The organism is Streptomyces sp. NBC_00122, assembly GCF_045160845.1.
Classification (GTDB): Bacteria; Actinomycetota; Actinomycetes; order Streptomycetales; family Streptomycetaceae; genus Streptomyces.
This window is the reverse complement of the sequence record NZ_CP108191.1, coordinates 6,495,610-6,518,061: the sequence shown is the minus strand read 5'-3', so window position 1 is coordinate 6,518,061 and position 22,452 is coordinate 6,495,610. Positions and strand designations below refer to the sequence as shown.

Here is a 22,452-nt window from a genome sequence, read left to right as displayed (position 1 = left end):
ACCTCCTTCCTACCTTCCTCCTCGTCACGAGGAGAGGAGAAGGGGCATGCGCCGCTTCGGAAGGACGATGGTCACGGCCGCGCTGGCGGTGGCCGTCGTCGGGGGGACCGCGGGATGGGCCTCCGGCGACAGCCAGCGGGCGGTCACCGGGCCGCCGCCCGGCACCGCCGCCTGGCGGGCCGACGCGGTGTCCGGCCGTGCGCTGCCCGATCCCGCGAGCGCGACGCCGCGCGAGGTGGCCCGGTTCTTCGCCGGGCTGGACGAGGCCGCGCGGCGGGAACTCGCAGGGGCCCACCCGCTGGTCGTGGGCAACCTGGACGGGGCGCCGCTCCCCCTGCGGTACGAGGCCAACCGGATCGCCGTCGCCGCCACGGGTGAGGCCCGCTACGCCTCGCTCGGCGCGCCGGACCGGCAGATCCTTGCCTTCGACCCGCGCGGCCGGGGCCAGGTCGCCGAGGTGTTCGGAGACCTGGAGCACGCGGCGCACGTCTCCGTGATCGTGCCCGGCTCGGACAACGACGCCGCCAACCACGACGCCCGGCGCAAACCGGCCACCGGTCCGGCCGGGATGGCCCGGGCGCTGCGCGCCGTAGCCGGCGGCTCCACCGCGGTGATCTCCTGGACCGGTTACACCACCCCGGTCGGGGTCGGCCTCGACGTGGCCGACGGCCGGCTGGCCGAGGCCGGGGCGGTCCGCCTGGCCCGGTTCACCTCGGGCCTCGACGCCGTCGGCGCGCCCGATCCGGTGCTGTTCTGCCACAGCTACGGCTCGGTGGTCTGCGGGCTGGCGGCGCGGCACACGGACGCCGTCGACGTCGTGGCCTTCGGCTCCCCCGGCATGCGCGCCGCCACCGCTGCCGGTCTGCGCACCGGTGCCCGGGTGTGGGCGGCCCGGGGTCCCTCCGACTGGATCGCCGACGTGCCGAACGTCGAGTTCGCCGGGATCGGCCACGGCGCCGACCCCACCTCCGCGGGCTTCGGCGCCCGCCGCGTGCCCGCCGCCGACGTGCAGGGCCACACCGGCTACTTCGCGCCCGGCACCCAGTCCCTGGCGGCCTTCGCCGCGATCGCGAACGGAGAGTTCCGATGACGACGCCCCGTACGCTCACGCTGCTCAAGGGCGCGGCCGACCGGATCGAGCGGCAGACGCCCGCCCATCGCGACCGGGCGGTCGACGGGCTGCGCGCCCTGGCACTGCTGGCCGTGCCGACCGGGCACTGGCTGCTCGGCGGGTTCGCCCTCGACCCCGACGGCGGCCTGCACAACGCCAGCCCGCTGTCGGCCTTCGGCGGGCTGGCCCCGGCGAGCTGGGTGCTCCAGATGCTCGGCATCTTCTTCCTCGTCGGCGGGTACGCCTCGGTGCTCTCCTTCCGGCGCCACAAGGGGTCGACGGGCGCGTGGCTGAAGGGCCGCGTCGTGCGGCTGGGGCGGCCCGTGCTGGGAGTGACGGCGGTGTGGGCGCTGGCGGCGCCCGTGCTCTACGCGGCCGGAGTGCCGGAGGCGACGCTGCGGACCGGGGCGACGCTGGTGATCCAGCCGCTGTGGTTCGTCGGGGTGTACGTGGTGGTCACCGCGCTGACCCCGTACTGCGTGCGGGCGGCGCGCCGCCTCGGGGGCTGGGCGGCGGCTCCGCTGCTCGTGTCCGTCGCCGTCGTGGACTTCCTGCGCTACGGACCGCTCGCCGACTCGGTGCCGTCCTGGCTGTCCCTGATCAACATCCTGCCGGGGTGGCTGTTCGCGTACCAGCTGGGCGTGAGCTGGGGCGAGGGGCGGATCGGGCGGCGCGGGGCCTGGCTGTTGCTGGCCGGCGGGACGGTGCTGTTCGCGGCGCTGCTGGCGGTCTTCCACTACCCGGCGTCGATGGTGGGGGTGCCGGGTGCGGAGCGGACCAACTCCCACCCGCCGTCGCTGCTCGTACTGGCCCTGGCGGCGGCCCAGTCGGGCGCGGCGATCCTGCTGCGCGACCGGCTGGCGCGGCTGCTGGCCCGGCCGGCCCTGTGGGCGCCGGTGGTCGTGATCAACCTGTGCGCGATGACGATCCTGTGCTGGCACCAGACGGCCATGCTGGCCGCGGCCGTTCCCGGTTCGTTCGTGGGGGAGCTGGCGGGGCTGACGACGGCGCCGGACAGTCTGGGCTGGATCGCGGCGCGGCTGGCGTGGATTCCGGTGTTCGCGGCGCTGCTGGTGGGCATCGCCCGGTACGCGCGGCGGTTCGAGGGTCCGCCGGTGGAGGGGCGGAAGGCCACGGCGGTGCGCCGGACGGTGGCGGGACTGCTGGCGGCGGGGTTCGCGGTGTTCGCGCTGGGCCTGGCGTAGCACCGGAGTACGACGAGAGCGCCGCTCCCACCGGGGAGCGGCGCGCTCGTCATCCAGGGGTGCTACGCCACGCCCTGTCCGGGCGTCAGGCGATCGAGGCCGCCACGATCGCGGCCACGGCGAGGTTGCAGGAGGCGGTGACCCAGACCGCCGGGTGGGGCTCCGGGTCGACGACGATCGCGCCGAGCTTGCCCGGGGTCACCAGGTCGAGCACCAGGAAGGCCACCGCCATCAGGACCAGGCCGAGCACCCCGAAGGCCGCGGTGGACAGCAGGCCCTTGCCGAAGTCGTCGTAGGTGGTCCAGATCGAGGTGAAGACGATGCCGCCGATGCCGAGCAGCGCGGAACTGAGCAGGAGGGCGGCATTGCGGTTGCGCTCCTCCCAGATCTGCTTCGGAAGCTTCCCGGGCGTCAGCACGTCCACGAGGACGATGCCGAGGATCAGCAGCACCAGGCCGAGGGCGCCGAAGGCGCTGGTGCGGCCAAGTCCGTTGATGATGTCGCTCATTGAGAAGCCTGTCTCCGCGTGGGTGGGAAAGGATGGGCCGTGGGGAGGCCGAATCTATCTCACGGCCTTGGCGCAGACCATGGGGAGACCAGGAAATGGTAAAGGTCAGAGCCGCGCGGCCGGCCGAGGCGGAGTCCTTGACGCAGCTGGTGATGCGCTCCAAGGCGCACTGGGGGTACGGGCCGGAGTTCCTCGCCTCCTGCGCGCCGGACCTGCGGATCCGGCCCCTCGACGTGACGGCCCGCCGGATCGTGGTGGCCGAGGACGAGCGGGGGACGGTGCTCGGGCTCGCGTCCCTGGACGGGCCCGCCCCGCGCGCCTCGCTGGGGCTGCTCTTCGTGGAACCGTCGGCCATCGGCCGGGGCGTGGGGCGGCTGCTGTACCAGGACGCGCTGCGCCGGGCCGTGGAGCTGGGGGTGCGCGCCCTGGTGATCGACGCCGATCCGCACGCGGCCGGGTTCTACCGGGCGATGGGAGCGGTGGAGGCGGTGCAGGCGGTGGGCGCGCCGGGCGGCCCCGAGGGGCTGGTGCGGTTCGAGGTGTCCCCGGTCCCGCTCGCCGACTGGGCGCGGGCGTGGACCGGGGGCGGACGGGCCGTGCACGTGGGCAACGTCGCGGAGTTCAACGCGCAGTTCGCCGACGCCTCCTTGGACCGGGAGCAGCGGGCCGCGCACGACTACGCCTGCCTGGCCGCCTTCTACAGTCCGGACCCGGCGGCGCTGGTGCTGCCCCGGGCCGTGCCGCGGGGCTGGACCGAGCTGGTCTGCCGGCAGCTGGGCTGGACGGGGGTGGAGGTGTACGACGGCCTGGTGGAGCGGGGACCGGGCCTGTCGGACGCCGTACGGGCCCGGCCGGCGCTGGCCGAGATGCTGACCGGGGCCGGGCTGCCCCTCGTGCCGTGGGGGCGGACGCGGTCGTTCGGGATGCTGGCGGACCGGCCGTGGCGGGAGGGGGAGCTGCGGTACGAGTCGAAGTCCGCGGCGCACGAGCTGTTCGCCCGGATCCTGGCGGACGGCGGGCATCCCGGGATCGTGCTGCCCGCGCAGTGGCGGGCGGGCTCGCGGCGGGCGGCGGTCCGCCTCGTCGCGGCCCGGGCCAAGGCGGGCGAGAGCACTGTTTTGAAATCGGAGCACGGTGTCGGGGGTTCGGGCACCACGGTGCTCACCCCGGGCGAGGTCCGGGCGGCGGGCGGGGCCCGCGCCGCCCTGCGGCGGCTGCCGCGCGGGCCGCTGCTGGTGGAGGCGTTCGTCGGCGCCCCGGCCGGTCCCGAGGAGGACGACGCCCCGCGCGACCTCACGTACGACGGTTTCGTCGACGCCGAGGGCAGGCTGCACGAGGCCGGCGCGGCACTCATGGACGTGCGGGCCGGCTGCTACCGGGGGGCGACGGTGGGCCACGGGGCGGTGCCCGGGTGGGCGGAGAAGCCGCTGCTGGCCTTCGGGCGGGCGGTGGGCGGGGAGTTGGCGGACTCCGGCTACCGGGGCTGGTTCGACGTGGACTTCGTCACCGACGGCGCGGGGCGGCTCGCGCCGACCGAGACGAACCTGCGGCTGACCGGGCCGTCGATCGCCTTCATGGTGGCGGCCCGGCTCGACGCGCTGCGGGGCGCGGGTCACCTCGTACGGATCGCCGACCGGGTGGAGCTGGGCGCGCGGCTGCCCGAGGCGCAGCTGGACGAGCTGTGCGCGGCCCTGGCCCGGGGCTGCGCGGACCTCGGGGCGGTGTTCGTCCCCGCGATCCCGACGGGCGCCTTCGATCCGGCGCCCTGGCTGGGCGTGCTGGTGGCCGCGCGCAGCAGGGAGGTGCTGGACGCGGCCGAGGCGCTGGTGCGGTCCGAGGCGGAGGCCGTCGGCGCGATGTTCGGCCGGGCGGGCTCAGGTCCTGTCCTCGAAGTCGAAGGGTGAGTCCGGTTTCCGGGTGAGGTAGCGGGCCACGATGACGGCCGCGATCATCAGGGGGATGTTGAAGGTGTAGACGAGGAGGGCTTGGAGCGCCCACTCCTGTTTGGCCGCCAGCCGGTAGGCGTTGTCCTGCGGCCACCAGGCCAGCAGCAGGTAGCTCGCGGCGATGTGGGCGACCCGGGTACCGATGCGGGGCAGTCCGTCGGAGCGGGGTCGCTCCCGGCTCTGCATCATCCAGTGCCCGGTGAAGAGGAAGGCGAGGCCCACGCCGAAGGACAGGCATTCGAACAGGTAGAGGACGAAGAAGAGGAACGCCCAGGGTTGGGGCACGGCGGAGAGGTCCGTGGATCCGGGCCACAGGACGTTGGTCAGCAGCAGGGTGAAGAGGGCCAGGACGACCGACAGGCATCCGCCGACGGCCAGGCTGGAGCCGCGCCGGTCGCCCTTGCCCGCCGCCCGGGAGAACTTGCTGCCGTGCACGGCGGGCCGCTCGGAGGGGGGCTGGGTGGGCAGCGGCAGGGCCGTCCGGTCCTCCTGGCCGGCCCGGCCGCGCGGCAGGGCCCAGAGCCGGACGAGGATGTGCGGCATCTCGTCCTTCAGGACGACGCCGGCCAGGTGGTTGCGCAGGCCCCAGATCTCGGGCAGCGGCGCGGTCGCGTCCCAGGCCGGATCGCCGGGCGGCGGGGACACGTAGGCGACGATCCGCCGGCCGCCGTCCTTGTCGACGCCGGTGACGACGGCCGCGCCGATCCCCGGGTGGGTACGGATCGCTGCCTCGACGGGATACGGGTCGAGGGAGCCTCCGGGGACGGCGATCCTGTGCCGGACCCGGCCCTCGTACTCCAGCAGCCCGTCGGGGCGGATCAGTCCGAGGTCCCCGGTGGGCACGGCGTCGCCGCCGCCGGGCGGGGTGAGGTGTATCTCCCCGTCCAGTACGTGGACCTGGCAGCCCGCGAACGGGGTACCGAGCAGCGAGTGCAGCTCCGGTGCGTCGATGGGGGCGGTCAGTTGCGGGAGTTCGAAGCAGGTGCCCACACCGGCGGTCTCGGTGAGCCCGTAGACGTTGAGGATCCGCACGCCGGGACGCAGCCGGCCGCTGAGGGCGTCCAGTTCGTCGAGGTGCAGGCGGTCCCCGGTGACGGTGGCCAGCCGCAGCGACCTCAGCGCCGGAGGACCGGTCCTGCGGGTTTCGGCGGCGGGCCTGCGGCCGTCGATCAGCAGGGCGCAGGCACCGGCCGGGTCCGTGTGCAGCACGCTGACCCGCTCCGCCGCGACCGCCTGGCGGACCCGCTCGGCGGCAATGGCCCGACGGGCCCGCTCCGTTCCCTCGGCCTGCCAGGGAGCCTTCGCGGGGAGGACGAGGCTGCCGCCCGAGCACAGGGCACGGGTCCAGCCTGCGGCGAAAGCGGTGACGTCCGGCGGGGCGGTGATCAGGTGCCGGTCCTGCGGGGTCAGCTGTGCCAGCTCGGCCCAGCCCTCGTGGGCGGCGAGCAGCAGGGCGTGGCCGACGGCCACGGGGCGCTGCTCGGGGCTCGCCGTGAACAGGACGGCGGCGCGGCCGAACGCCCCGGCGGAATCGGGCGCGTAGCCGGGCCGGGCGACGATCGCGGCGGTGTCGTCGTCGGTCCGGATCGTGCGCAGGCCCGTACCGGTGTCGAGGGCGGCGCGGTGCGGCGCGTGGGTGAGCAGCGCGAAGGGTGCGAGGGGCGCGAGCGCGGCGAGCTGCCGGCGGCCGTTGCGGGGCGTCTGCGCGTCGACGACGGCGTAGGAACCGTCGGCTTTGAGGACGGCGAGGATACCGACGACCAGCTCGGTCTGCCGGGTGGTGCCGATGGCTACGAGGCCGCCGGGCGGCAGGCCGGAGGCGAGCAGGTGGTGCGCCAACCGGTTGGCCCGCGTGTCGAGTTGCCCGTAGGTGAGGCTCTCCGAGCCGGCTGTGACGGCGCGGGCCCCCGGGGTGTCGCGGGCCCACTGTTCGAAGCGGTGCAGGACGGTGTCGGTGGTGCTCTTGCCGAAGCGTACGGACTCGGATCCCTGCGTCATGGACCGATGATGACACCGGGCACCGACAGCGGCCGCGAGTCGCGGAAATCCCCCGTACGAACGGGAGTTGGAGACCCGGGAGGGCGAGGGCCGGCCGAAAGGTTGACCTCGACTTCGGTTGAGGTCCTACCGTTTCCGCCATGGACATGGAAGTCACCGCTTGGACATCGCTGCACAGTGCGATCAACGCGCAGCAGGACCGCCGCCCGGTCTCCCGGGCGAGCCTGCGCCGGGTCGCCGCCTTCGCCCGCCCGCACCGCCGCGGGCTCGCCCTCTTCCTCCTGCTCAGCGTGGTGACCGCGCTGCTGGCGGTGGCCACGCCGGTGCTCGCCAGCCGGGTCGTCGACGCCATCGTGGACGGCCGGGACAGCGGCACGGTGACCTGGCTCGCCCTCCTCATCGCGCTGATCGCGGTCGCCGAGGCGGGCCTGGGTCTGCTGACCCGGCGGCTGTCGGCCACCCTCGGCGAGGGGCTGATCCTCGATCTGCGGACGGCGGTCTTCGACCACGTGCAGCGGATGCCGGTCGCCTTCTTCACCCGGACCCGGACCGGAGCCCTGGTCAGCCGGCTCAACAACGATGTGATCGGCGCCCAGCGGGCGTTCAGCAACACCCTGTCCGGGGTGGCCGCCAACACCGTGACCCTGTTGCTGACCCTCGCCGTGATGCTGAGCATCTCCTGGCAGATCACCCTGCTGGCGCTCGTGCTGCTGCCGGTGTTCGTCCTGCCCGCTCGCCGGATGGGGGCGCGGATGGCGGCCATGCAGCGGGAGGCCTCGGCGCTGAACGCCGCGATGGGCACCCAGATGACCGAGCGGTTCTCCGCTCCCGGCGCGACGCTCGTCAAGCTGTTCGGGCGGCCCGCCGACGAGTCCGCGGAGTTCGCGGCCCGGGCGGCCCGGGTGCGGGACATCGGGATCCGTACGGCGATGGCCCAGTCCGCCTTCATCACCGCCCTCACCCTGGTCTCCGCGCTGGCCCTCGCCCTGGTCTACGGGCTCGGCGGGTACTACGCCCTGCGCGGGACCCTGGACGCCGGATCCGTCGTCGCCCTCGCGCTGCTGCTGACCCGGCTCTACGCCCCGCTGACCGCGCTCGCCGGCGCCCGCGTCGAGGTGATGAGCGCGCTGGTGAGCTTCGAGCGGGTCTTCGAGATCCTCGACCTGAAGCCGCTCATCACGCAGAAGCCGGACGCGCGCCGCGTACCGGAGGGGCCGGTGGCCGTCGAGTTCGACCGGGTCTCCTTCGGCTACCCCTCGCCCGACAAGGTCTCGCTCGCCTCCCTGGAGGAGGTCGCCACCCTCGACGCCCGGGGCGGTACGCGGGTACTGCACGAGGTGTCGTTCCGGGCGGAACCCGGCCGGATGATCGCGCTGGTCGGCTCGTCCGGCGCCGGCAAGTCGACCATCGCGCAGCTGCTGCCGCGGCTGTACGACGCCGACGCGGGCGCCGTCCGCATCGGCGGGATCGACGTACGGGACCTCACCGCCGACTCGATCCGCGAGACGCTCGGCATGGTCACCCAGGACGGGCACCTCTTCCACGAGTCGGTACGGGCCAACCTGCTGCTGGCCCGGCCCGGAGCCACCGAGGAGGAGATCTGGGAGGCCCTGCGCCGGTCCCGCCTGGACGGACTCGTCGCCTCGCTGCCCGACGGGCTGGACACGGTCGTCGGCGAGCGCGGCTACCGCCTGTCGGGCGGCGAGCGGCAACGGCTGACCATCGCGCGGCTGCTGCTGGCCCGGCAGCGGGTGGTGATCCTCGACGAGGCCACCGCGCACCTGGACTCCACCTCGGAGGCCGCGGTGCAGGAGGCGTTGGGCGAGGCTCTGGCGGGACGGACCGCCGTGGTGATCGCGCACCGGCTGTCGACCGTACAGGCGGCGGATCTGATCCTGGTGGTCGAGGACGGCCGGATCGTGGAGCGCGGCACGCACACCGAGCTGCTGGCGGCGGGCGGCCGGTACGAGGAGCTGTACCGCACCCAGTTCGCGGCCGCGGACACGCCCGCCGACGTGGCGTCGGACGGCGCGGCAGCGGCGTCGGGAGCATGATGCCGGGATGGACATCAAGCTGGAACTCGTCGCCGTGCCCGTCACCGATGTCGACCGGGCCAAGGCCTTCTACGAGAAGCTCGGCTTCAACGCCGACCACGACGTCACCGTCAGCGAGGACATCCGCTTCGTACAGCTGACCCCGCCGGGGTCGGCCTGTTCGATCGCGATCGGCAAGGGGCTGACCCGGATGACCCCGGGATCGCTGGACAACCTGCAGGTCGTCGTCACCGATATCGAGGAGGCGTACGAGGACCTGCGCGGCCGGGGCATCGAGGTGACGGAGATCCAGGACCTGCCCTGGGGCTCCTTCGTGTACTTCTCCGACGCGGACGGCAACGGCTGGGCGGTCCAGCAGACCACGCCCCGCAAGGCGTCGGAGTAGCGCACCGTACGGCCCCCGGCCCGCCACCGCCGCCCCGGGGGGACCTGCCCGGCGGGGCACGGTGGCGGCGTCTGCGGGCGGGGTCCCGGATCCGTGGGCTCAGCCCGCCGCGGCGGCGTGGTGGTGGTCGAGCTCCCACGCGTGGTGCTTGAACTCGTGGCGGAAGTCCTCGTGGTCCTCCCACTGGCGGGCGATGCCGCGCAGTACGTCCCAGTTGTGCTCCACCGACTGGTCGATGACGCGGCGCGTGGCCGGCTCGGCCGACTTGCGCTGCTCGATGAGGCCCTTGACGGCGGAGGCTTCGAGGACGGCGTTGCGCAGCGCACGCAGCGCACGGGAGGTGTCGTCCATCCCGAAGCCGTACTCGCTGCCCGTCTCCGCGTCGAACAGCGGGGTGAGCCGCGCCTCGATGAAGGCGGTGATCCGCTCGAAGTGCTGCACGTCCATCGGGGGCTCCCTCTTCTGCCGGACCACGATGCGTACCCGGCGTCCTCAGTGCTTCAGCTGTGCACCGCCATTATCCAGCAGCCCCTCGCCCCGGACCGAACCGGCGTGGGACCCCGGGACCACGGCTCCAACGCCCCGTTCACCGTGGCGTTTTCCCGGTGATCTATCTTGAGAACCTGCTGTGGGGAAGGGATTGCGACAGGTGAACGACAGCTCATTGCTGACGGAACGTTTCGAAGGGCACCGCTCTCACCTGAGAGCGGTGTCCTACCGGATGCTCGGCTCGCTCAGCGAGGCCGACGACGCCGTCCAGGAAGCGTGGCTGCGCCTCAACCGCTCGGACACCGGCGACATCGAGAACCTCGGCGGGTGGCTGACCACGGTCGTGGCGCGCGTGTGCCTGAACATGCTGCGCTCCCGCGAGTCCCGGCGTGAGGACTCCATGGAGACGTATGCCACGGACCCGGTCGTCAGCCGCGAGGACACGGTCGATCCCGAGCAGGAGGCGGTGCTCGCCGACTCGGTCGGGCTGGCCCTGCTGGTGGTGCTCGACACGCTGACGCCGGCCGAGCGGATCGCGTTCGTGCTGCACGACCTGTTCGCGGTGCCGTTCGACGAGATCGCCCCGATGATCGACCGCTCCCCGGCGGCGACCCGGCAGCTCGCGAGCCGCGCCCGCCGCCGGGTCAAGGGCGCCCCGCTGGTGCCCGAGGCCGATCTGACCCGTCAGCGCCGCGTCGTGGACGCCTTCCTGGCCGCCACCCGCGGCGGGAACTTCGACGCGCTGGTCGCGCTGCTCGATCCCGACGTGGTGCTGCGGGCGGACAAGGCCGTCGGACCCACCGCCGCTCCCCTCCTCATCAGCGGCGCCGTCACCGTCGCGCGGGGCGCGATGGCGGCCATGCGGCGGGCGCAGTCCACGCAGCCGGCTCTGGTCGACGGCGTCGTCGGCCTGGCGATGGCCCCGTTGGGACGGCTGTTCCTGGTACTCACCTTCACCATCGAGGACGGCCTGATCACCGGGATCGACGTGATCGCGGAACCGGATCGCCTGCGCGAGATCGAGATCGCCGCACTCGACGCCTGACCGGCCGGGGTGTCCGCCTCCGCCCTCGGGGCGGGCACCGCCTACGGGGCGAGTACGTCCAGCTCCTCCAGGGCGCCCACCGCGATCTGCCGGGTCAGCGCCTCGGCGCGGGCCGCGTCGCCCTCCCGTACCGCCTCGGCGACCTGGACGTGCAGGGTGACGGCCGCCGGGTCGGGGTCGTGGAACATCACCGCGTGCTCGGTGCGCCCGGTCAGCACCTCGGCGACCACGTCCCCGAGGCGGGCGAACATCTCGTTGCCGGAGGCGTTGAGCACGACGCGGTGGAAGGCGATGTCGTGGCGCAGGTAGACGTCGAGCTGGTGGCCCCGTGAGGTGCTGACCATGCCGAGGGCCGCCTCGGTGAGCTCGGCGCACTGCTCCGGGGTGGCCCGGGCCGCCGCGAGCCCGGCCGCGACCGGCTCGATCGCGGATCGCAGCACGGTGAGGGAACGCAGCTGGCGGGGGCGGTCGGCGCCGGCCAGCCTCCAGCGGATGACGCGCGGGTCGTAGACGTTCCACTCGGCGGTGGGGCGCACGGTGACCCCTACCCTCCGGCGGGACTCGACCAGCCGCATCGACTCCAGCACGCGGACGACCTCGCGCACCACCGTGCGGGAGGCGTCGAAGCGTTCCGCGATCTCGTCCGTGCGCAGCACGCTGCCCGGCAGGTACTCCCCCGCCGTGATCGCGAGCCCGAGCGTGTCCAGCACGTGGGAGTGGAGCCCCTGCCCGGAGCTGCCGTCGGTGGTCATGGCGTAAGCGTACGGTGACGCCCCGGGCGACCCAAAGATGTGACGTTTTCCATCAGACCCTTGAATAAGTACTACTTAATGGGCTTCAGTGATGCCCGCACGAACCGATGTCGACGAGGACAGCGAGGTAGGCGTGAGCACCCAGCGCGTCATTGTGGTGATGGGCGTGGCCGGCACGGGCAAGACGACCGTGGGCCGGCTGCTCGCGGAGGCGCTCGCCCTTCCGTACGCGGAAGGCGACGCCTACCACCCCGCGGCCAACGTCGCGAAGATGTCGGCCGGCGTCCCGCTGGACGACGCCGACCGGTGGCCGTGGCTCGACGCCGTCGGCGAGTGGATCCGCGGCCGGGCCGAACTCGGCGGCGGCGTGGTCTCGGCCTCGTCCCTCAAGCGCGCCTACCGCGAACGGCTGCGCGCCGCGGCCCCCGGGGCGGTGTTCGTCCACCTGACCGGTGAACGGCCCCTGATCGAGCGGCGGATGGCGGACCGCACCGGCCACTTCATGCCCGCCACCCTGCTGGACTCGCAGTTCGCCACGCTGGAACCGCTCCAGGAGGACGAGGCCGGCGTCGTCGTCGACGTGTCCGGTTCCCCCGAAGAGATCACCGAACGGGCGCTGGCCGCCCTGCGCCGGATCCCCACGTCCGAGACGACCGAGACCGCATAGACACCCAAGTCACCCAAGACACCCGAGACACCCGCGAACTAAGGAAACGTCACTTTGACCAGTCTCAGCGTCGAGACCCTGGCAGCGGCCGGCACCGGACCGATCACCTCGGCCGGGAACACCCAGCTGGGGATCGCCGTCCTCGCGGGCATCGCCGTCATCGTCCTGCTCATCACCCGCCTCAAGCTGCACCCCTTCCTGGCGCTGACGGTCGGCTCGCTGGCCCTCGGGGTCTTCGCCGGCGCACCGCTGGCCAAGACGATCTCCAGCTTCACCTCCGGACTCGGCGCCACGGTCGCGGGCGTGGGCGTACTCATCGCGCTCGGTGCCGTCCTCGGCCGACTGCTCGCGGACTCGGGCGGCGCTGACGAGATCGTCGACACGATCCTCGCCCGGGCCAAGGGCCGGGCCATGCCGTGGGCCATGGTGCTGATCGCCTCCGTGATCGGGCTGCCGCTCTTCTTCGAGGTCGGCATCGTGCTGCTGATACCGGTGGTGCTGCTGGTGGCCAAGCGCGGCAACTGCTCCCTGATGCGGATCGGCATACCGGCACTCGCCGGCCTGTCCGTGATGCACGGGCTGATCCCGCCGCACCCCGGGCCGCTCGTCGCCATCGACGCGCTCCACGCGAACCTGGGCGTCACCCTCGCCCTCGGCATCCTCGTCGCCATCCCGACCGTGATCATCGCCGGGCCGCTGTTCTCCAGGTACGCGGCGCGGTGGGTGGACATCCCGGCGCCGGAGAACATGATCGCGCAGCGGCCCTCGGCGGACCCGGAGCACCGTCCCCGGTTCGGGGCCACTGTCTTCACGGTGCTGCTCCCGGTGGCGCTGATGCTGGTCAAGGCATTGGTGGACATCGTTGTCAACGACCCCGCCGACCCGCTGCAGCGCGTCACCGACGTCGCGGGCTCCCCGCTGATCGCGCTGCTCGCGGCGGTGCTGGTGGGCATGTTCACCCTCGGCCGGGCGGCGGGCTTCACCAAGGACCGCCTGGCCACGACGGTCGACAGGTCCCTGGCCCCGATCGCCGGCATCCTGCTGATCGTCGGCGCGGGCGGCGGCTTCAAGCAGACCCTGATCGACGCGGGTGTCGGCCAGATGATCCTGGACCTGTCGAAGAACTGGGCCATTCCCACCCTGTTGCTGGCCTGGCTGATCGCCGTGGCCATCCGCCTCGCCACGGGCTCCGCAACGGTGGCGACGATCTCGGCGGCCGGACTGGTGGCTCCGCTGGCCGCCGGCATGTCCACCACCGAGACGGCGTTGCTGGTCCTCGCCGTCGGGGCGGGCTCGCTGTTCTTCAGCCACGTCAACGACGCCGGATTCTGGCTGGTCAAGGAGTACTTCGGGATGACCGTGGGCCAGACCCTGAAGACCTGGTCGGTGATGGAGACCATCATCTCGGTGGTCGGCCTCGGCTGCGTCCTGCTGCTGTCGCTGGTCCTCTGACGTCCTGCGGCGTCCTCCCGAACCCTCCCGGATCCGCCGGATCAGCGCTCGTCGCCGAGCTGCGCCGCCGCCAGGGCGAGACCGGTCGCCGCGGTGGCGCAGCGGCCGGCGAGGGTCTCCACCTCCGCGCGCAGGGCCTCGGACCGGGGGCCCCGCCAGACCGGTCCGGCCGTCGTCGCCCGCAGCCGTACCGCGTGGGAGCGCAGCGCGGTGGCGTGGCCGCGCAGACTGGCGGGCCGGTGCGGGTGCGCGTGCGGGCGGACGTGCGGGTGCGGCGCCCACGGCCGGAGCGCCGGCCGGCCTTGAGCGCGTTGATCGGACCGCGGCGCCCGCCCCGCCTCGTCGGCGGGCAGTGAGGGCCCTCGGTCACAGAAGGCCCAGAAGGCGGCGCCGAGTCCCAGGAGCGGTTCGGCCGGCACGGCCCGGCCGGTGGCGACCTGCCAGCCGGCGTGGTCGTTGAAGGGATTCGCGTCGGTCAGGGCCTTCCAGGCCAGGACGTCGGCGAACGCCGGGGCCAGCAGGGAGAAGGCGTGCCCGGCGCCCCGGTCGCGCATGATGCCGCGGAACAGGCGGGCGGCCTGCGACTGCCGGCCCTCCTCGACGGCTCTGAGGACCGCCGCCGCGCCGGGATCACGCAGGAGTTCGGGGCGGGCGGCGCTCGCGGCCCGGATCCGGACCCGCAGCCCGCACACGGCGACGCTGATCGCGAGGCTCTCACGGCCCGCCAGCATCCCCGCCAGCCGCCCCGCCCGCGCCACTCCCCGGCCGCGCGGGGCCCAGCCGAGGCCCGCCGGGTCGGTGAGGGTGCGCAGCAGCGTGCGCCAGCCGACCCGGCGATGGCCTCCCCGGGTGAGGGCGGCCGCGGGCAGGCGGCCGCCGAGGGCCAGCCCCGAGGCGTAGCGGGCGGCCTCGCCGACCGCGTCGGCGGCGGCGGCGAGTTCGCGGCACAGGTCGTCGAGCAGGTCGACGTCCGCGTCGCTGGACGCGGAGGTCGCGGCGTCGGGCATGGCGTCCTCTCCTGGTGGGGTGGTGTGTGTGGGGGGGGTGTGGGGCGTCAGCGTCGGGTGAGGGTGAGCCGGATGCCGTGCGGGTCGAGCGTCGCGGGCAGCGGTCCGACCGGGTCCAGGGCGGGCCGCCCGCTCGCGACCCGGTGGTCCCGCAGCACCTCGGCGCAGAACGCGGCCGTGAGCAGCAGGCCCAGCTGGTCGCCCGGGCACCGGGAGCCGCCGTGGCCGAAGGGCGCCATCCGGGTGTCCTGGTCCGCACCCGGGTTCTTCCACCGGCCCGGCACGAACACGTGCGCGGCCGGTACCCGTTCGGGGTCGCGCTGGTGGAACGCGGCGGGCAGCAGCACGGAGGTGCCCGCCGGGTAGCGCACGCCCTGCCACTCGGTCTCGGTACGGGTGACCCGGATCAGGTCGGGCACCACCGGGTACAGGCGCAGCGTTTCCCGTACGCAGGACCGCAGCCGGGGCAGTTCGCCCCGGGACGCGCCCCCGGCCGCCTCGGCGGCGGTGGCGTCCTGCTCGGCGGGGTGCGCGCCGAGCAGGAGCAGGGTGCGCAGCAGCGTGGCGGGGAGGGAGTCCAGGGCCTGCAGCCACTGGTGGGCCTGGCCGGAGGGGTCCGGGACGCCGGCCGGCCCGGCGTGGCGGGCGGCCCGGCCGAGGAGCGTGTCCGCGCCGGCGTGGCGGGCGTACTCCTGGATGCGGCGCGCGGCGCGCGCCCTGCTCTTGGCGCGGGACTGCCCGAGCCAGCCCGCGAGCTCCTCGTCGGCGGCGGCCGCCTCGCCGAGCACGATGCGGCGGGCGGCGCGGCCGACCGCGTACCGGGCGCGGGCGAGTTCGAGGGTGCCGGAGGCGGTCAGGTGCAGGGCCTCTTCGGTGACGGCCGCCAGGAAGGGCCCGCACGCGGGGTGTACGGGGACGCCGGCGGCCAGCACCTCGGCGGCGGTCTGCCGCTGTTCCGGGCCGGGTTCGGCGTGGGCGCAGCCGAGGCCGGCGGTCTGCGGCTGATCCGCCGCGAGGACGCTCTGGGGTTCGGCGTAGAACCGGTAGACGTCGTCGGGGGCGAGGAGGACCAGGACCGCCCTGCCCGACCGGTCCCGTACGAGCACGGGTGCGTCTCCGTAGCGGGCCCGCAGCGCGCGGAGCACGGTGGCGGAGGCGCGTGCCGTGCCGGGGCGGGGCCGGGCGGTGACGAAGTCGCGGACGAGGGCGGCGGTTCGCGGAAACGATTCTTTTACGGACGTCAGCCGGCCGGGAGATTCCGCGCGCAGGCCTCGCACGGCCGGCCCACGGTCCGCGAGCGGGGTCCCGGCGCGGGGCGGCCGGCCGGCTCCCCCGGCGACCGGGCGGGGCCACCGGTATCCGGCGGCCGGTGCGACGCTGAGCCGAGCGGCGCCCGGCGCGGTCCGCACCGGCAGCCCGGTCCGCTCCGCGAGGGCCCGTACCCGGGCCCGGAGCCCGTCGAGGGCGGCCCCTTGCACCGTACGCATCCGTGTACCTCCGCAGCTGGGACGACAACGGTCGGTGACATCGGCTTCACCGTACGTCGCCCCCGCGGACCCCGCGCTCCGAGTGCTACGGCAGGGCGAAGGCGGCGGTGCGGAACGCGGTGCGCAGCTGGGTGGCGGGGCTGGTCGGGAGGAGGAGGGCCCAGCGGTGGTGGCGCGGGGAGATCCACAGGGCCGGTCCGCCGGGCGCCGGGGCGGGGTGGGTCCAGACGCCGTGCGGGGCCGGGTGCCAGAGGAGGCCGCGGGAGGGGGTCAGTTCGCCGGTGCGGATGCGCAGGGACTCGGTGGTCCAGGCACGGGTGATGCCCGCCGGACTGCCCGGGCCGCCCGAGCCGTCCGGGTCCGCCGGGGAGAGGAGGTGGCGCAGGAAGCGGACGAGGTCGGTGAGGGGTGCGCGGAGGGTGTCGTCGGCGAACCGGGTGCGGGTCATGCCCAGCGGTCGCCAGACGCGGGTGGCGGCGAGTTCGGCGAGGGGGCTGCCGGACAGGACCTCGGCGAGGCGGGCGAGGGCGGCGGTTCCGTCGGCGTGCGTGAGCAGGTGGTGGGCGGTGGTGCCGGCCTCGGCTCCGGCGGCGGCCTCGTCCCCGTACGCGGCGAGCGGGGTGTGCAGCCGCAGCGCGCCCTCCTCGACGAGACTGCCGATGGCGGGCCACAGGGCGAGGACGGCGGTGAGCCCGCCGACGTCGAGGTCGGCGTCCCCGGCGTCCCCGGCGTCCCCGGCGTCAGCGAGGTACGCGGAATCCGTGGAACGCGTGGAATGCGAGGCCGCCTCGACGCCCTCGGGGCCGCCGACGGCCCAGACCGCCCCGGGATCGGCGGAGCCCACGAGAGCCCGGATGTCGTCTGCCTGGTCGCTCAGGAGCGTCATGGTTCCTCACGTTAACGAGCCCGCCGCGGGTTGCGCGGCGCGTCGGAGCGGAATCGGGACCCGCCCACCCGAATGCGCCGCGGAGGGCGGGGCGCCCGCGGGCGCCCCGCCCCGTGGAGCGCGGCCGCTACTGGTTCTTGTCGGGGCGGTCGGTCACCCGCAGGCTGTTCAGCAGGGGCTTGCCGAATCCGGTGTGCGTGACGAAGCGGATGTTCAGCACCCCGTCCGTCACGGTGACGGTGTACGTACGGGTCAGGGCCTTGTACGTGCCCGCCTCCAGGGAGATGTCCAGGGAGGGCAGGACCTGGGCGCCCTCGGCCAGGACGTCGAAGACGCGCTTGTTCGGCCTGGTGGAGGAGAGCTCCGCGAAGCCCAGCTCCACCGTGTAGGTGCCGTTCGGCACGTTGTCGAAGCGGTACTCGTACATGCCCTCACGGGCGTTGCGGAACAGCCGCTGCTCGTCCGTGCCGGTGATGGTGCGCCCGGTGGACTGGACGGAGGAGTTGCCCTGGTAGCCGTACGAGCCCGCGGTGTACTTGCGGTCCGGGGACCAGCCGTCGCCCAGGGCGTCCGTGCTCGCGGATCCGGAGCCCGCGTCCAGGGCGACCTGGTAGCGCGGGACGACGACCTTGACCGGGACCGTGAGCACCGGGGTCCGGCCGCTCGCCGACGAGATCTTCAGGTCCGTGGTCAGGACCGCCCCCGGGGTCAGTCCGGCCGTGTCCACCGCGAGCGTGAGCGAGGTCTTCCCGCCCGTCGGGAGGCTGCCGTTCCCCGGTGTGGCCGTCAGCCAGGCCGCGTCCTCGGCCACCGTGAAGGCCGTGCCGAGGCCCGGGTTGGTCAGGTCCAGGGTCCGGGTCCGCTGCTGGTCCGCCGGGAGGACGATCTCCACGGAGGGCCGGGAGACCGTGACCCTGCCGGTGCGCAGCGACTGCGTCACCGTCGTGACGTCGGCCGCCTTGACGTCGACCGTCGCCTGCGCGGACTCGTACTGGGGCGCGGCGAGGGAGACGGCCCGCGAGCCGGACGGGCTCTGGACCACGTAGCCGCCGTCCGCCGCGGTGGTCGCGGAGACCGCCGAATCGCCGGTGCCGACGGTCACGGTGGCACCGGCGACGCCGTTGCCGTCGTTGGCGTCGAGGACCCGGCCCGCCACCACACCGCTCTTGGTGGTGCGGAAGGCGATGGACAGACCGTCGGTGATGACCGCGGTGTTGAAGGAGTACTTGAAGGCGTCGGTGCCGGTGGCGTTCTCCACGCCGACCGTGGCCGTGGACCCGCCCTTGATTCCGGTGCCGCCCGTCCCCTTGTAGGAGTACGAGACGGTGCCGTCCTCCCCGATGGCCGCGGCGAACGAGAACTTCTCCGCCTGCGCCGACCAGTGGGAGACCTCGCGCCACTCGATCACGTAGGCGCGGTGCGGGGCGGTGCCGGTGACGGCGGTGAAGACGCCGGATCCGCTGCCCGCCGCGCCGACGACCAGGTCGTCCCAGAAGGGGTAGAGCGCGGCGTTCGGGGTGGCCGCGCTCGGCAGGTCCCCGTTGACGTCGGCGGTGTTGTTGCCGCCGAAGCTCACGGTGCCGTTGGTGCCGATCCAGGCCTGGCCGTACGTCTTGCCGTACAGCGGCAGCGGGAAGGGGAGGTCGACGCGCTCGGTGGTGTTGTCGCCGGTCAGCGCGAGCTGGCGGCTGCCCGGGGTGTACGGGCGGCCGTTCGCGGTGGCGCAGGCGTAGCCGTAGCCGTCGGTGCGCTCGGGCAGGGCGACGGAGACGGTGGTGTCGCCGGCGACGGTGGCCTTGGCCGTGCCGCCGGTGACGCAGCGGGAGGAGTGGGTGGCGTTCACGTCGTAGGTGCCGTGCGGCAGGGTGACCTCGAAGCGGCCCTGCGCATCGGCGGTCGCGGTCACGGGGGTGTCCGCGATGGTGACGGAGGCGCCCGCCGCGGGTCCGGCGGCGGAGGAGACCGTACCGCTGAGCTTGCCGGAGGGGGCCTGGGTGAGGGTGAAGTCGCCGGTGGCGGTGGCGTTCTCGGCGACCGCCACCGTCGCGTTCTGCGGCCCGTAGCCGAACTTGGCGGCGGTCAGGCTGTAGTCGCCCACCGACAGGGCGGCGAACTTGTAGGTGCCGTCGGCGGCGGTCGTCGTCGTACGGTCGATCGGGCCGTCGGCGGTCACCTTGGCGCCCGCGACGGGCTCGCCGCTGCCGGAGCGGACGGTGCCGGCGAGCGCGCCGATCGCGCCGCGAGGGGCGGCGTTCACGGCGGCGAGGACGTCGAGCCTGCCCTCGCCGAAGACGTTGTTGTCGGCGGCGTTGCCACCGCACTGGCCGCTGTCGGTGTCCTGGGCGGTGCCGTCCAGGAGCGATTCGGTCTGCGCGATGTCGCCTTCGAGGGCGGGCGCGGCGGACCAGAGCAGGGCCACGGCCGCCGCGGTGTGCGGCGAGGCCATGGAGGTGCCGGAGAAGGCCTCGTACCGGCCGCCGGGGACGGAGGAGCGCACGTTCACGCCCGGTGCGGCGATGTTCGGCTTGATGATGCCGCCGGGCCCGGCGCCTCGCGAGGAGAACGGCGCGATGGCGTTGTTGATGTCGAAGGCGCCGGAGCTGTAGGAGCTCGCGTAGTCGCCGGGTGAGCCGCTGGTGGCGCAGCCGGGCCCGGCGTTGCCGTTCGAGAAGGCCGGGAAGATGCCGGCGGCGCGCCAGGTGTCGACGATCTGCTGGTACCAGTCGTCGTGCGCGGCGCTGCCCCAGGAGTTGTTCACGATGTGCGGGGCGAGGTCGGGGCGCGGGTTCTGGCCGCTCGGATCGGTCGGGGCGACGATCCACTGGCCGGAGGCGAGCAGGGAGGCCTCGGAGCAGGAGTTCGTCTCGCAGCCCTTGGCGGCGATCCACTTGGCGCCCGGGGCGACACCGATCTTGTTGGCTCCGCCGTCGTCGCCGACCATCGTGCCCATCGTGTGGGTGCCGTGGTCGTTGTTGTCGCAGGGGGCCGCGGCGGCGCAGACTCCCGCCGGGTCGAACCAGTTGTAGGCGTGGGTGTAGCTGCCGTCCGCGTTCTTGCCGCGGTACTGGTTGTTGACGGCCGGGTGGGTGTAGTCCACCCCGCTGTCGATGTTGGCGACGACGATGCCCTCGCCGCGTACCCCGGCCTGCTCCCAGACCTGGGGCGCCTTGACCCGGTCGATGTTCCACTCGACGGCGTCGGCCGCGGTCTGCTCCCGCTTGCCCTCGGCGGGTTTGGGCAGGTCGACCTTGTCGTCGGCGTCGATCCGGGACACCTCGGGGCGCTGCGCGAGGGTGCCGGCGAGCTTCTCGCTGCCGACGACGCGCAGCGCGTTCACGATCCAGTACGAGGTGTACTCGGCCTTGGCGCCGTCGAGGGCCTTGACCAGTTCGGCCTGGCTGCGCGCGGCGTGGTCCTTCTTGGCCCGGAGCACGGTCTCGGCCTTGGCGGCGCGGGTCTGCTGTTTCGCCGCTGCGCCGAGGTCGGCCGCGCTGTCGAGGTAGACCCAGAAGACGGCTTTCGCCGAGCCGTCGAGCTGGGTGCGGAGCTTGGGTTCGATCTTGCGTTCGGCCGCACCCGGGGTGGGTACGCCGCGGGCGGGGTCCGCCCTCGGCGCGGCGGCGGCGACGCCCGCGCCGAGGGGCAGGAGCAGGACCGAGGTGAGGGCGGCGAGCGCCGTGCGTAAGTATCGCCTGTTGCGTTGGGCCACGTGTTGTCTCCTCGTACACCGGGTGCGGGTTGTGCGGGAAAGACGTGCGAGATGTGCGGGATGTGCGCGGGTCATGGTGATTGAGTGCCATGTTCATTACAAGAGGGCCTAATGAGCCGCCCGTCGCGCCCGCTGGCCCTTCCCCCCGGCCGGGGCCAGCCTGAAGGCATGACCTCCCCCGCCGAACCGCCCGAGCCAGGCGTCCCGCTCGCGTCCGCACGAGGCCGCTGGATCCTGCTGACCACCGTGCTCGGGTCGAGCATGGCCATGCTGGACTCGACGGTGGTCAACGTCGCCCTCCCGCGCATCGGGCAGGACCTGGACGCCGATCTGGCCGTGCTCCAGTGGACGGTGAACGCCTACGCGCTGACCCTGGCCGGGCTGATCCTGGTCGGCGGGGCGCTCGGCGACCGCTTCGGGCGCCGGCGGATCTTCGTGCTCGGCGTCGCGTGGTTCGCGGTGGGCTCCCTGCTCTGCGGCGTCGCGCCGAACGCCGGGATCCTGATCGGCGCCCGGGCCCTGCAGGGCATCGGCGGCGCCCTCCTGACCCCCGGCTCCCTCGCGCTGATCCAGGGCTCGATCCGGTCCGGGGACCGGTCCCGGGCGGTGGGCCTGTGGTCGGGACTGGGCGGGGTCGGGGCCGCCGTGGGCCCGTTCCTCGGCGGCTGGCTGGTGGACGGGCCCGGCTGGCGCTGGGTGTTCCTGCTGAACGTGCCGCTGGCCGCGCTGTGCGTCCCGGTCGCGCTGCGCCACGTACCCGAATCGCGGGATCCCGACGCGCGCGGGCGGTTCGACGTGCTCGGCGCGGCGCTGTGCGCGACGTCCCTGGCGCTGATCACCTACGCGCTGATCGAGGCGCAGGCCGCGGGCGCGCCGGTGATCGCCGCGGCCGTGGGCGGCGTGGCGCTGGCCGTCGCGTTCGTCTACGTCGAGCGGCGGCGGGCCGATCCGATGGTGCCGCCGTCGATCTTCGCCTCCCGGCAGTTCACGGCCGTCAATCTGGTCACCCTGTGCGTCTACGCGGCCTTCAGCGGCTTCTTCTTCCTCGTCGTGCTCCAGCTCCAGGTGGTGGCCGGATACTCCGCGCTGGCCGCCGGGGCCGCGATGCTGCCGACCACGGTGCTGATGCTGCTGCTCTCGGCCCGCTCGGGGCAGCTCGCGGAGCGGATCGGGCCGCGGATCCCGCTGACCGTGGGGCCCCTGCTCTGCGCCGCCGGGACGCTGCTGATGCTGCGCGTGGGGCCGGGCGCCTCGTACGCGGCGGACGTGCTGCCCGCGATGGTCGTGATGGGCATGGGCATGGTGACCCTGGTGGCCCCGCTGACGGCGACCGTGCTGGCCTCGGTGGACCCGGGCCGGGCGGGGCTGGCGAGCGGCATCAACAACGCCGCGGCGCGGGTGGCCGGGCTGCTCGCGGTGGCGGCGCTGCCACTGCTGGCCGGAATGGGGCCCGAGGCGTACCTCTCGGCGGACCAGTTCGACGCGGCCTTCGGCCGGGCCATGCCCTGGTGCGCGGGGTTGCTGCTGCTCGGGGCGGCCGTGGCCTGGACGACCGTACGCACACCCGCGCCCTGGGCGCCGCACCCGCAGTGCCGTACCCAGTGCGCCATGACCGCTCCGCCGCTCGAACCCCCGCGAGAGGAGAGCGGAGCTTGACCGAAATCAGTCGATGCCCCAGCCCGCACTGCCCGACGGCGCGGCGGCCGGCCGCCCGGTGACGTAGCGCCACGTGCTGGAGCGCCACGGCCGAT

The 22,452-nt window shown here is 74.0% G+C and carries 17 protein-coding genes; 9 read left to right on the top strand and 8 right to left on the bottom strand.

Annotated elements, in window-relative coordinates; genetic code table 11:
- The first annotated feature begins 46 nt into the window (after positions 1–46).
- Positions 47–1,090 (top strand): alpha/beta hydrolase, encoded by a 1,044-nt coding sequence (locus OG737_RS29655; protein WP_328929282.1) that lies wholly within the window; start codon positions 47–49, stop codon positions 1,088–1,090.
- On the top strand, positions 1,087–2,316 hold the full coding sequence (locus OG737_RS29650; protein ID WP_328929281.1) for an acyltransferase: 1,230 nt from the start codon (positions 1,087–1,089) through the stop codon (positions 2,314–2,316). The genes OG737_RS29655 and OG737_RS29650 overlap by 4 nt, the downstream gene beginning before the upstream one ends.
- Before the next feature lie 85 nt (positions 2,317–2,401).
- Here the strand turns inward: OG737_RS29650 and OG737_RS29645 are convergent, their stop codons facing one another.
- Positions 2,402–2,824, bottom strand: coding sequence for a DUF350 domain-containing protein (locus tag OG737_RS29645; protein ID WP_328929280.1), 423 nt, complete (start codon positions 2,822–2,824; stop codon positions 2,402–2,404).
- A 95-nt stretch (positions 2,825–2,919) separates the two neighbouring features.
- On the opposite strand from OG737_RS29645, the gene OG737_RS29640 reads away from it, so the two are divergent.
- Entirely contained in the window at positions 2,920–4,728 is a 1,809-nt protein-coding gene (locus OG737_RS29640) for a GNAT family N-acetyltransferase (protein WP_328929279.1), read from the top strand.
- Here the strand turns inward: OG737_RS29640 and OG737_RS29635 are convergent.
- Complete coding sequence (locus tag OG737_RS29635) at positions 4,699–6,768, bottom strand: AMP-binding protein (protein ID WP_328929278.1); 2,070 nt, start codon at positions 6,766–6,768, stop codon at positions 4,699–4,701. The genes OG737_RS29640 and OG737_RS29635 overlap by 30 nt on opposite strands.
- A 140-nt stretch (positions 6,769–6,908) precedes the next feature.
- Between OG737_RS29635 and OG737_RS29630 the strand changes: the two genes are divergently transcribed.
- Positions 6,909–8,822, top strand: a complete 1,914-nt coding sequence (locus OG737_RS29630; protein ID WP_328929277.1) for an ABC transporter ATP-binding protein — start codon at positions 6,909–6,911, stop codon at positions 8,820–8,822.
- A gap of 7 nt (positions 8,823–8,829) precedes the next feature.
- Positions 8,830–9,207, top strand: coding sequence for a VOC family protein (locus OG737_RS29625; protein WP_328929276.1), 378 nt, complete (start codon positions 8,830–8,832; stop codon positions 9,205–9,207).
- A gap of 99 nt (positions 9,208–9,306) precedes the next feature.
- Here the strand turns inward: OG737_RS29625 and OG737_RS29620 are convergent, their stop codons facing one another.
- Positions 9,307–9,654 (bottom strand): hypothetical protein, encoded by a 348-nt coding sequence (locus tag OG737_RS29620; RefSeq protein ID WP_328929275.1) that lies wholly within the window; start codon positions 9,652–9,654, stop codon positions 9,307–9,309.
- Positions 9,655–9,856: 202 nt separating this feature from the next.
- On the opposite strand from OG737_RS29620, the gene OG737_RS29615 reads away from it, so the two are divergent.
- Positions 9,857–10,741 (top strand): sigma-70 family RNA polymerase sigma factor, encoded by an 885-nt coding sequence (locus OG737_RS29615; protein ID WP_328929274.1) that lies wholly within the window; start codon positions 9,857–9,859, stop codon positions 10,739–10,741.
- A gap of 41 nt (positions 10,742–10,782) precedes the next feature.
- On the opposite strand, the gene OG737_RS29610 is transcribed toward OG737_RS29615, so the two are convergent.
- Positions 10,783–11,493 carry an FCD domain-containing protein gene (locus OG737_RS29610; RefSeq protein WP_328929273.1) on the bottom strand — a complete coding sequence of 237 codons (711 nt, stop codon included), beginning with the start codon at positions 11,491–11,493 and terminating at the stop codon, positions 10,783–10,785.
- Between the two features lie 133 nt (positions 11,494–11,626).
- On the opposite strand from OG737_RS29610, the gene OG737_RS29605 reads away from it, so the two are divergent.
- Together OG737_RS29605 and OG737_RS29600 are read left to right on the top strand one after the other, a co-directional pair.
- Positions 11,627–12,160, top strand: a complete 534-nt coding sequence (locus OG737_RS29605; protein ID WP_328930516.1) for a gluconokinase — start codon at positions 11,627–11,629, stop codon at positions 12,158–12,160.
- Positions 12,161–12,214: 54 nt separating this feature from the next.
- Positions 12,215–13,612, top strand: coding sequence for a gluconate:H+ symporter (locus OG737_RS29600; RefSeq protein WP_328929272.1), 1,398 nt, complete (start codon positions 12,215–12,217; stop codon positions 13,610–13,612).
- Positions 13,613–13,653: 41 nt separating this feature from the next.
- On the opposite strand, the gene OG737_RS29595 is transcribed toward OG737_RS29600, so the two are convergent.
- The 4 genes from OG737_RS29595 to OG737_RS29580 all read right to left on the bottom strand — a co-directional run bounded on the left by OG737_RS29595 (position 13,654) and on the right by OG737_RS29580 (position 20,701).
- The gene (locus OG737_RS29595; protein ID WP_328929271.1) at positions 13,654–14,619 is read right to left on the bottom strand and encodes a hypothetical protein; all 966 of its coding nucleotides are present in this window, start codon (positions 14,617–14,619) and stop codon (positions 13,654–13,656) included.
- 47 nt (positions 14,620–14,666) lie between these two features.
- On the bottom strand, positions 14,667–16,106 hold the full coding sequence (locus OG737_RS29590) for a cytochrome P450 (protein ID WP_328929270.1): 1,440 nt from the start codon (positions 16,104–16,106) through the stop codon (positions 14,667–14,669).
- An 85-nt stretch (positions 16,107–16,191) separates the two neighbouring features.
- Positions 16,192–16,992 carry a hypothetical protein gene (locus OG737_RS29585; RefSeq protein ID WP_328929269.1) on the bottom strand — a complete coding sequence of 267 codons (801 nt, stop codon included), beginning with the start codon at positions 16,990–16,992 and terminating at the stop codon, positions 16,192–16,194.
- 127 nt (positions 16,993–17,119) lie between these two features.
- Positions 17,120–20,701: a S8 family serine peptidase gene (locus tag OG737_RS29580; RefSeq protein WP_405676979.1), complete on the bottom strand. Its 3,582-nt coding sequence runs from the start codon at positions 20,699–20,701 to the stop codon at positions 17,120–17,122.
- Between the two features lie 168 nt (positions 20,702–20,869).
- On the opposite strand from OG737_RS29580, the gene OG737_RS29575 reads away from it, so the two are divergent.
- On the top strand, positions 20,870–22,357 hold the full coding sequence (locus tag OG737_RS29575; RefSeq protein WP_328929267.1) for an MFS transporter: 1,488 nt from the start codon (positions 20,870–20,872) through the stop codon (positions 22,355–22,357).
- Positions 22,358–22,452: the final 95 nt, after the last annotated feature.

Bases quoted from the DNA above. Each gene is read 5' to 3' on its own strand.
- OG737_RS29655 (WP_328929282.1), top strand. From the start codon at position 47: ATGCGCCGCTTCGGAAGGACGATGGTCACGGCCGCGCTGGCGGTGGCC.
- OG737_RS29650 (WP_328929281.1), top strand. From the start codon at position 1,087: ATGACGACGCCCCGTACGCTCACGCTGCTCAAGGGCGCGGCCGACCGG.
- OG737_RS29645 (WP_328929280.1), bottom strand. From the start codon at position 2,824: ATGAGCGACATCATCAACGGACTTGGCCGCACCAGCGCCTTCGGCGCC.
- OG737_RS29640 (WP_328929279.1), top strand. From the start codon at position 2,920: ATGGTAAAGGTCAGAGCCGCGCGGCCGGCCGAGGCGGAGTCCTTGACG.
- OG737_RS29635 (WP_328929278.1), bottom strand. From the start codon at position 6,768: ATGACGCAGGGATCCGAGTCCGTACGCTTCGGCAAGAGCACCACCGAC.
- OG737_RS29630 (WP_328929277.1), top strand. From the start codon at position 6,909: ATGGACATGGAAGTCACCGCTTGGACATCGCTGCACAGTGCGATCAAC.
- OG737_RS29625 (WP_328929276.1), top strand. From the start codon at position 8,830: ATGGACATCAAGCTGGAACTCGTCGCCGTGCCCGTCACCGATGTCGAC.
- OG737_RS29620 (WP_328929275.1), bottom strand. From the start codon at position 9,654: ATGGACGTGCAGCACTTCGAGCGGATCACCGCCTTCATCGAGGCGCGG.
- OG737_RS29610 (WP_328929273.1), bottom strand. From the start codon at position 11,493: ATGACCACCGACGGCAGCTCCGGGCAGGGGCTCCACTCCCACGTGCTG.
- OG737_RS29595 (WP_328929271.1), bottom strand. From the start codon at position 14,619: ATGCCCGACGCCGCGACCTCCGCGTCCAGCGACGCGGACGTCGACCTG.
- OG737_RS29590 (WP_328929270.1), bottom strand. From the start codon at position 16,106: ATGCGTACGGTGCAAGGGGCCGCCCTCGACGGGCTCCGGGCCCGGGTA.
- OG737_RS29585 (WP_328929269.1), bottom strand. From the start codon at position 16,992: ATGACGCTCCTGAGCGACCAGGCAGACGACATCCGGGCTCTCGTGGGC.
- OG737_RS29575 (WP_328929267.1), top strand. From the start codon at position 20,870: ATGACCTCCCCCGCCGAACCGCCCGAGCCAGGCGTCCCGCTCGCGTCC.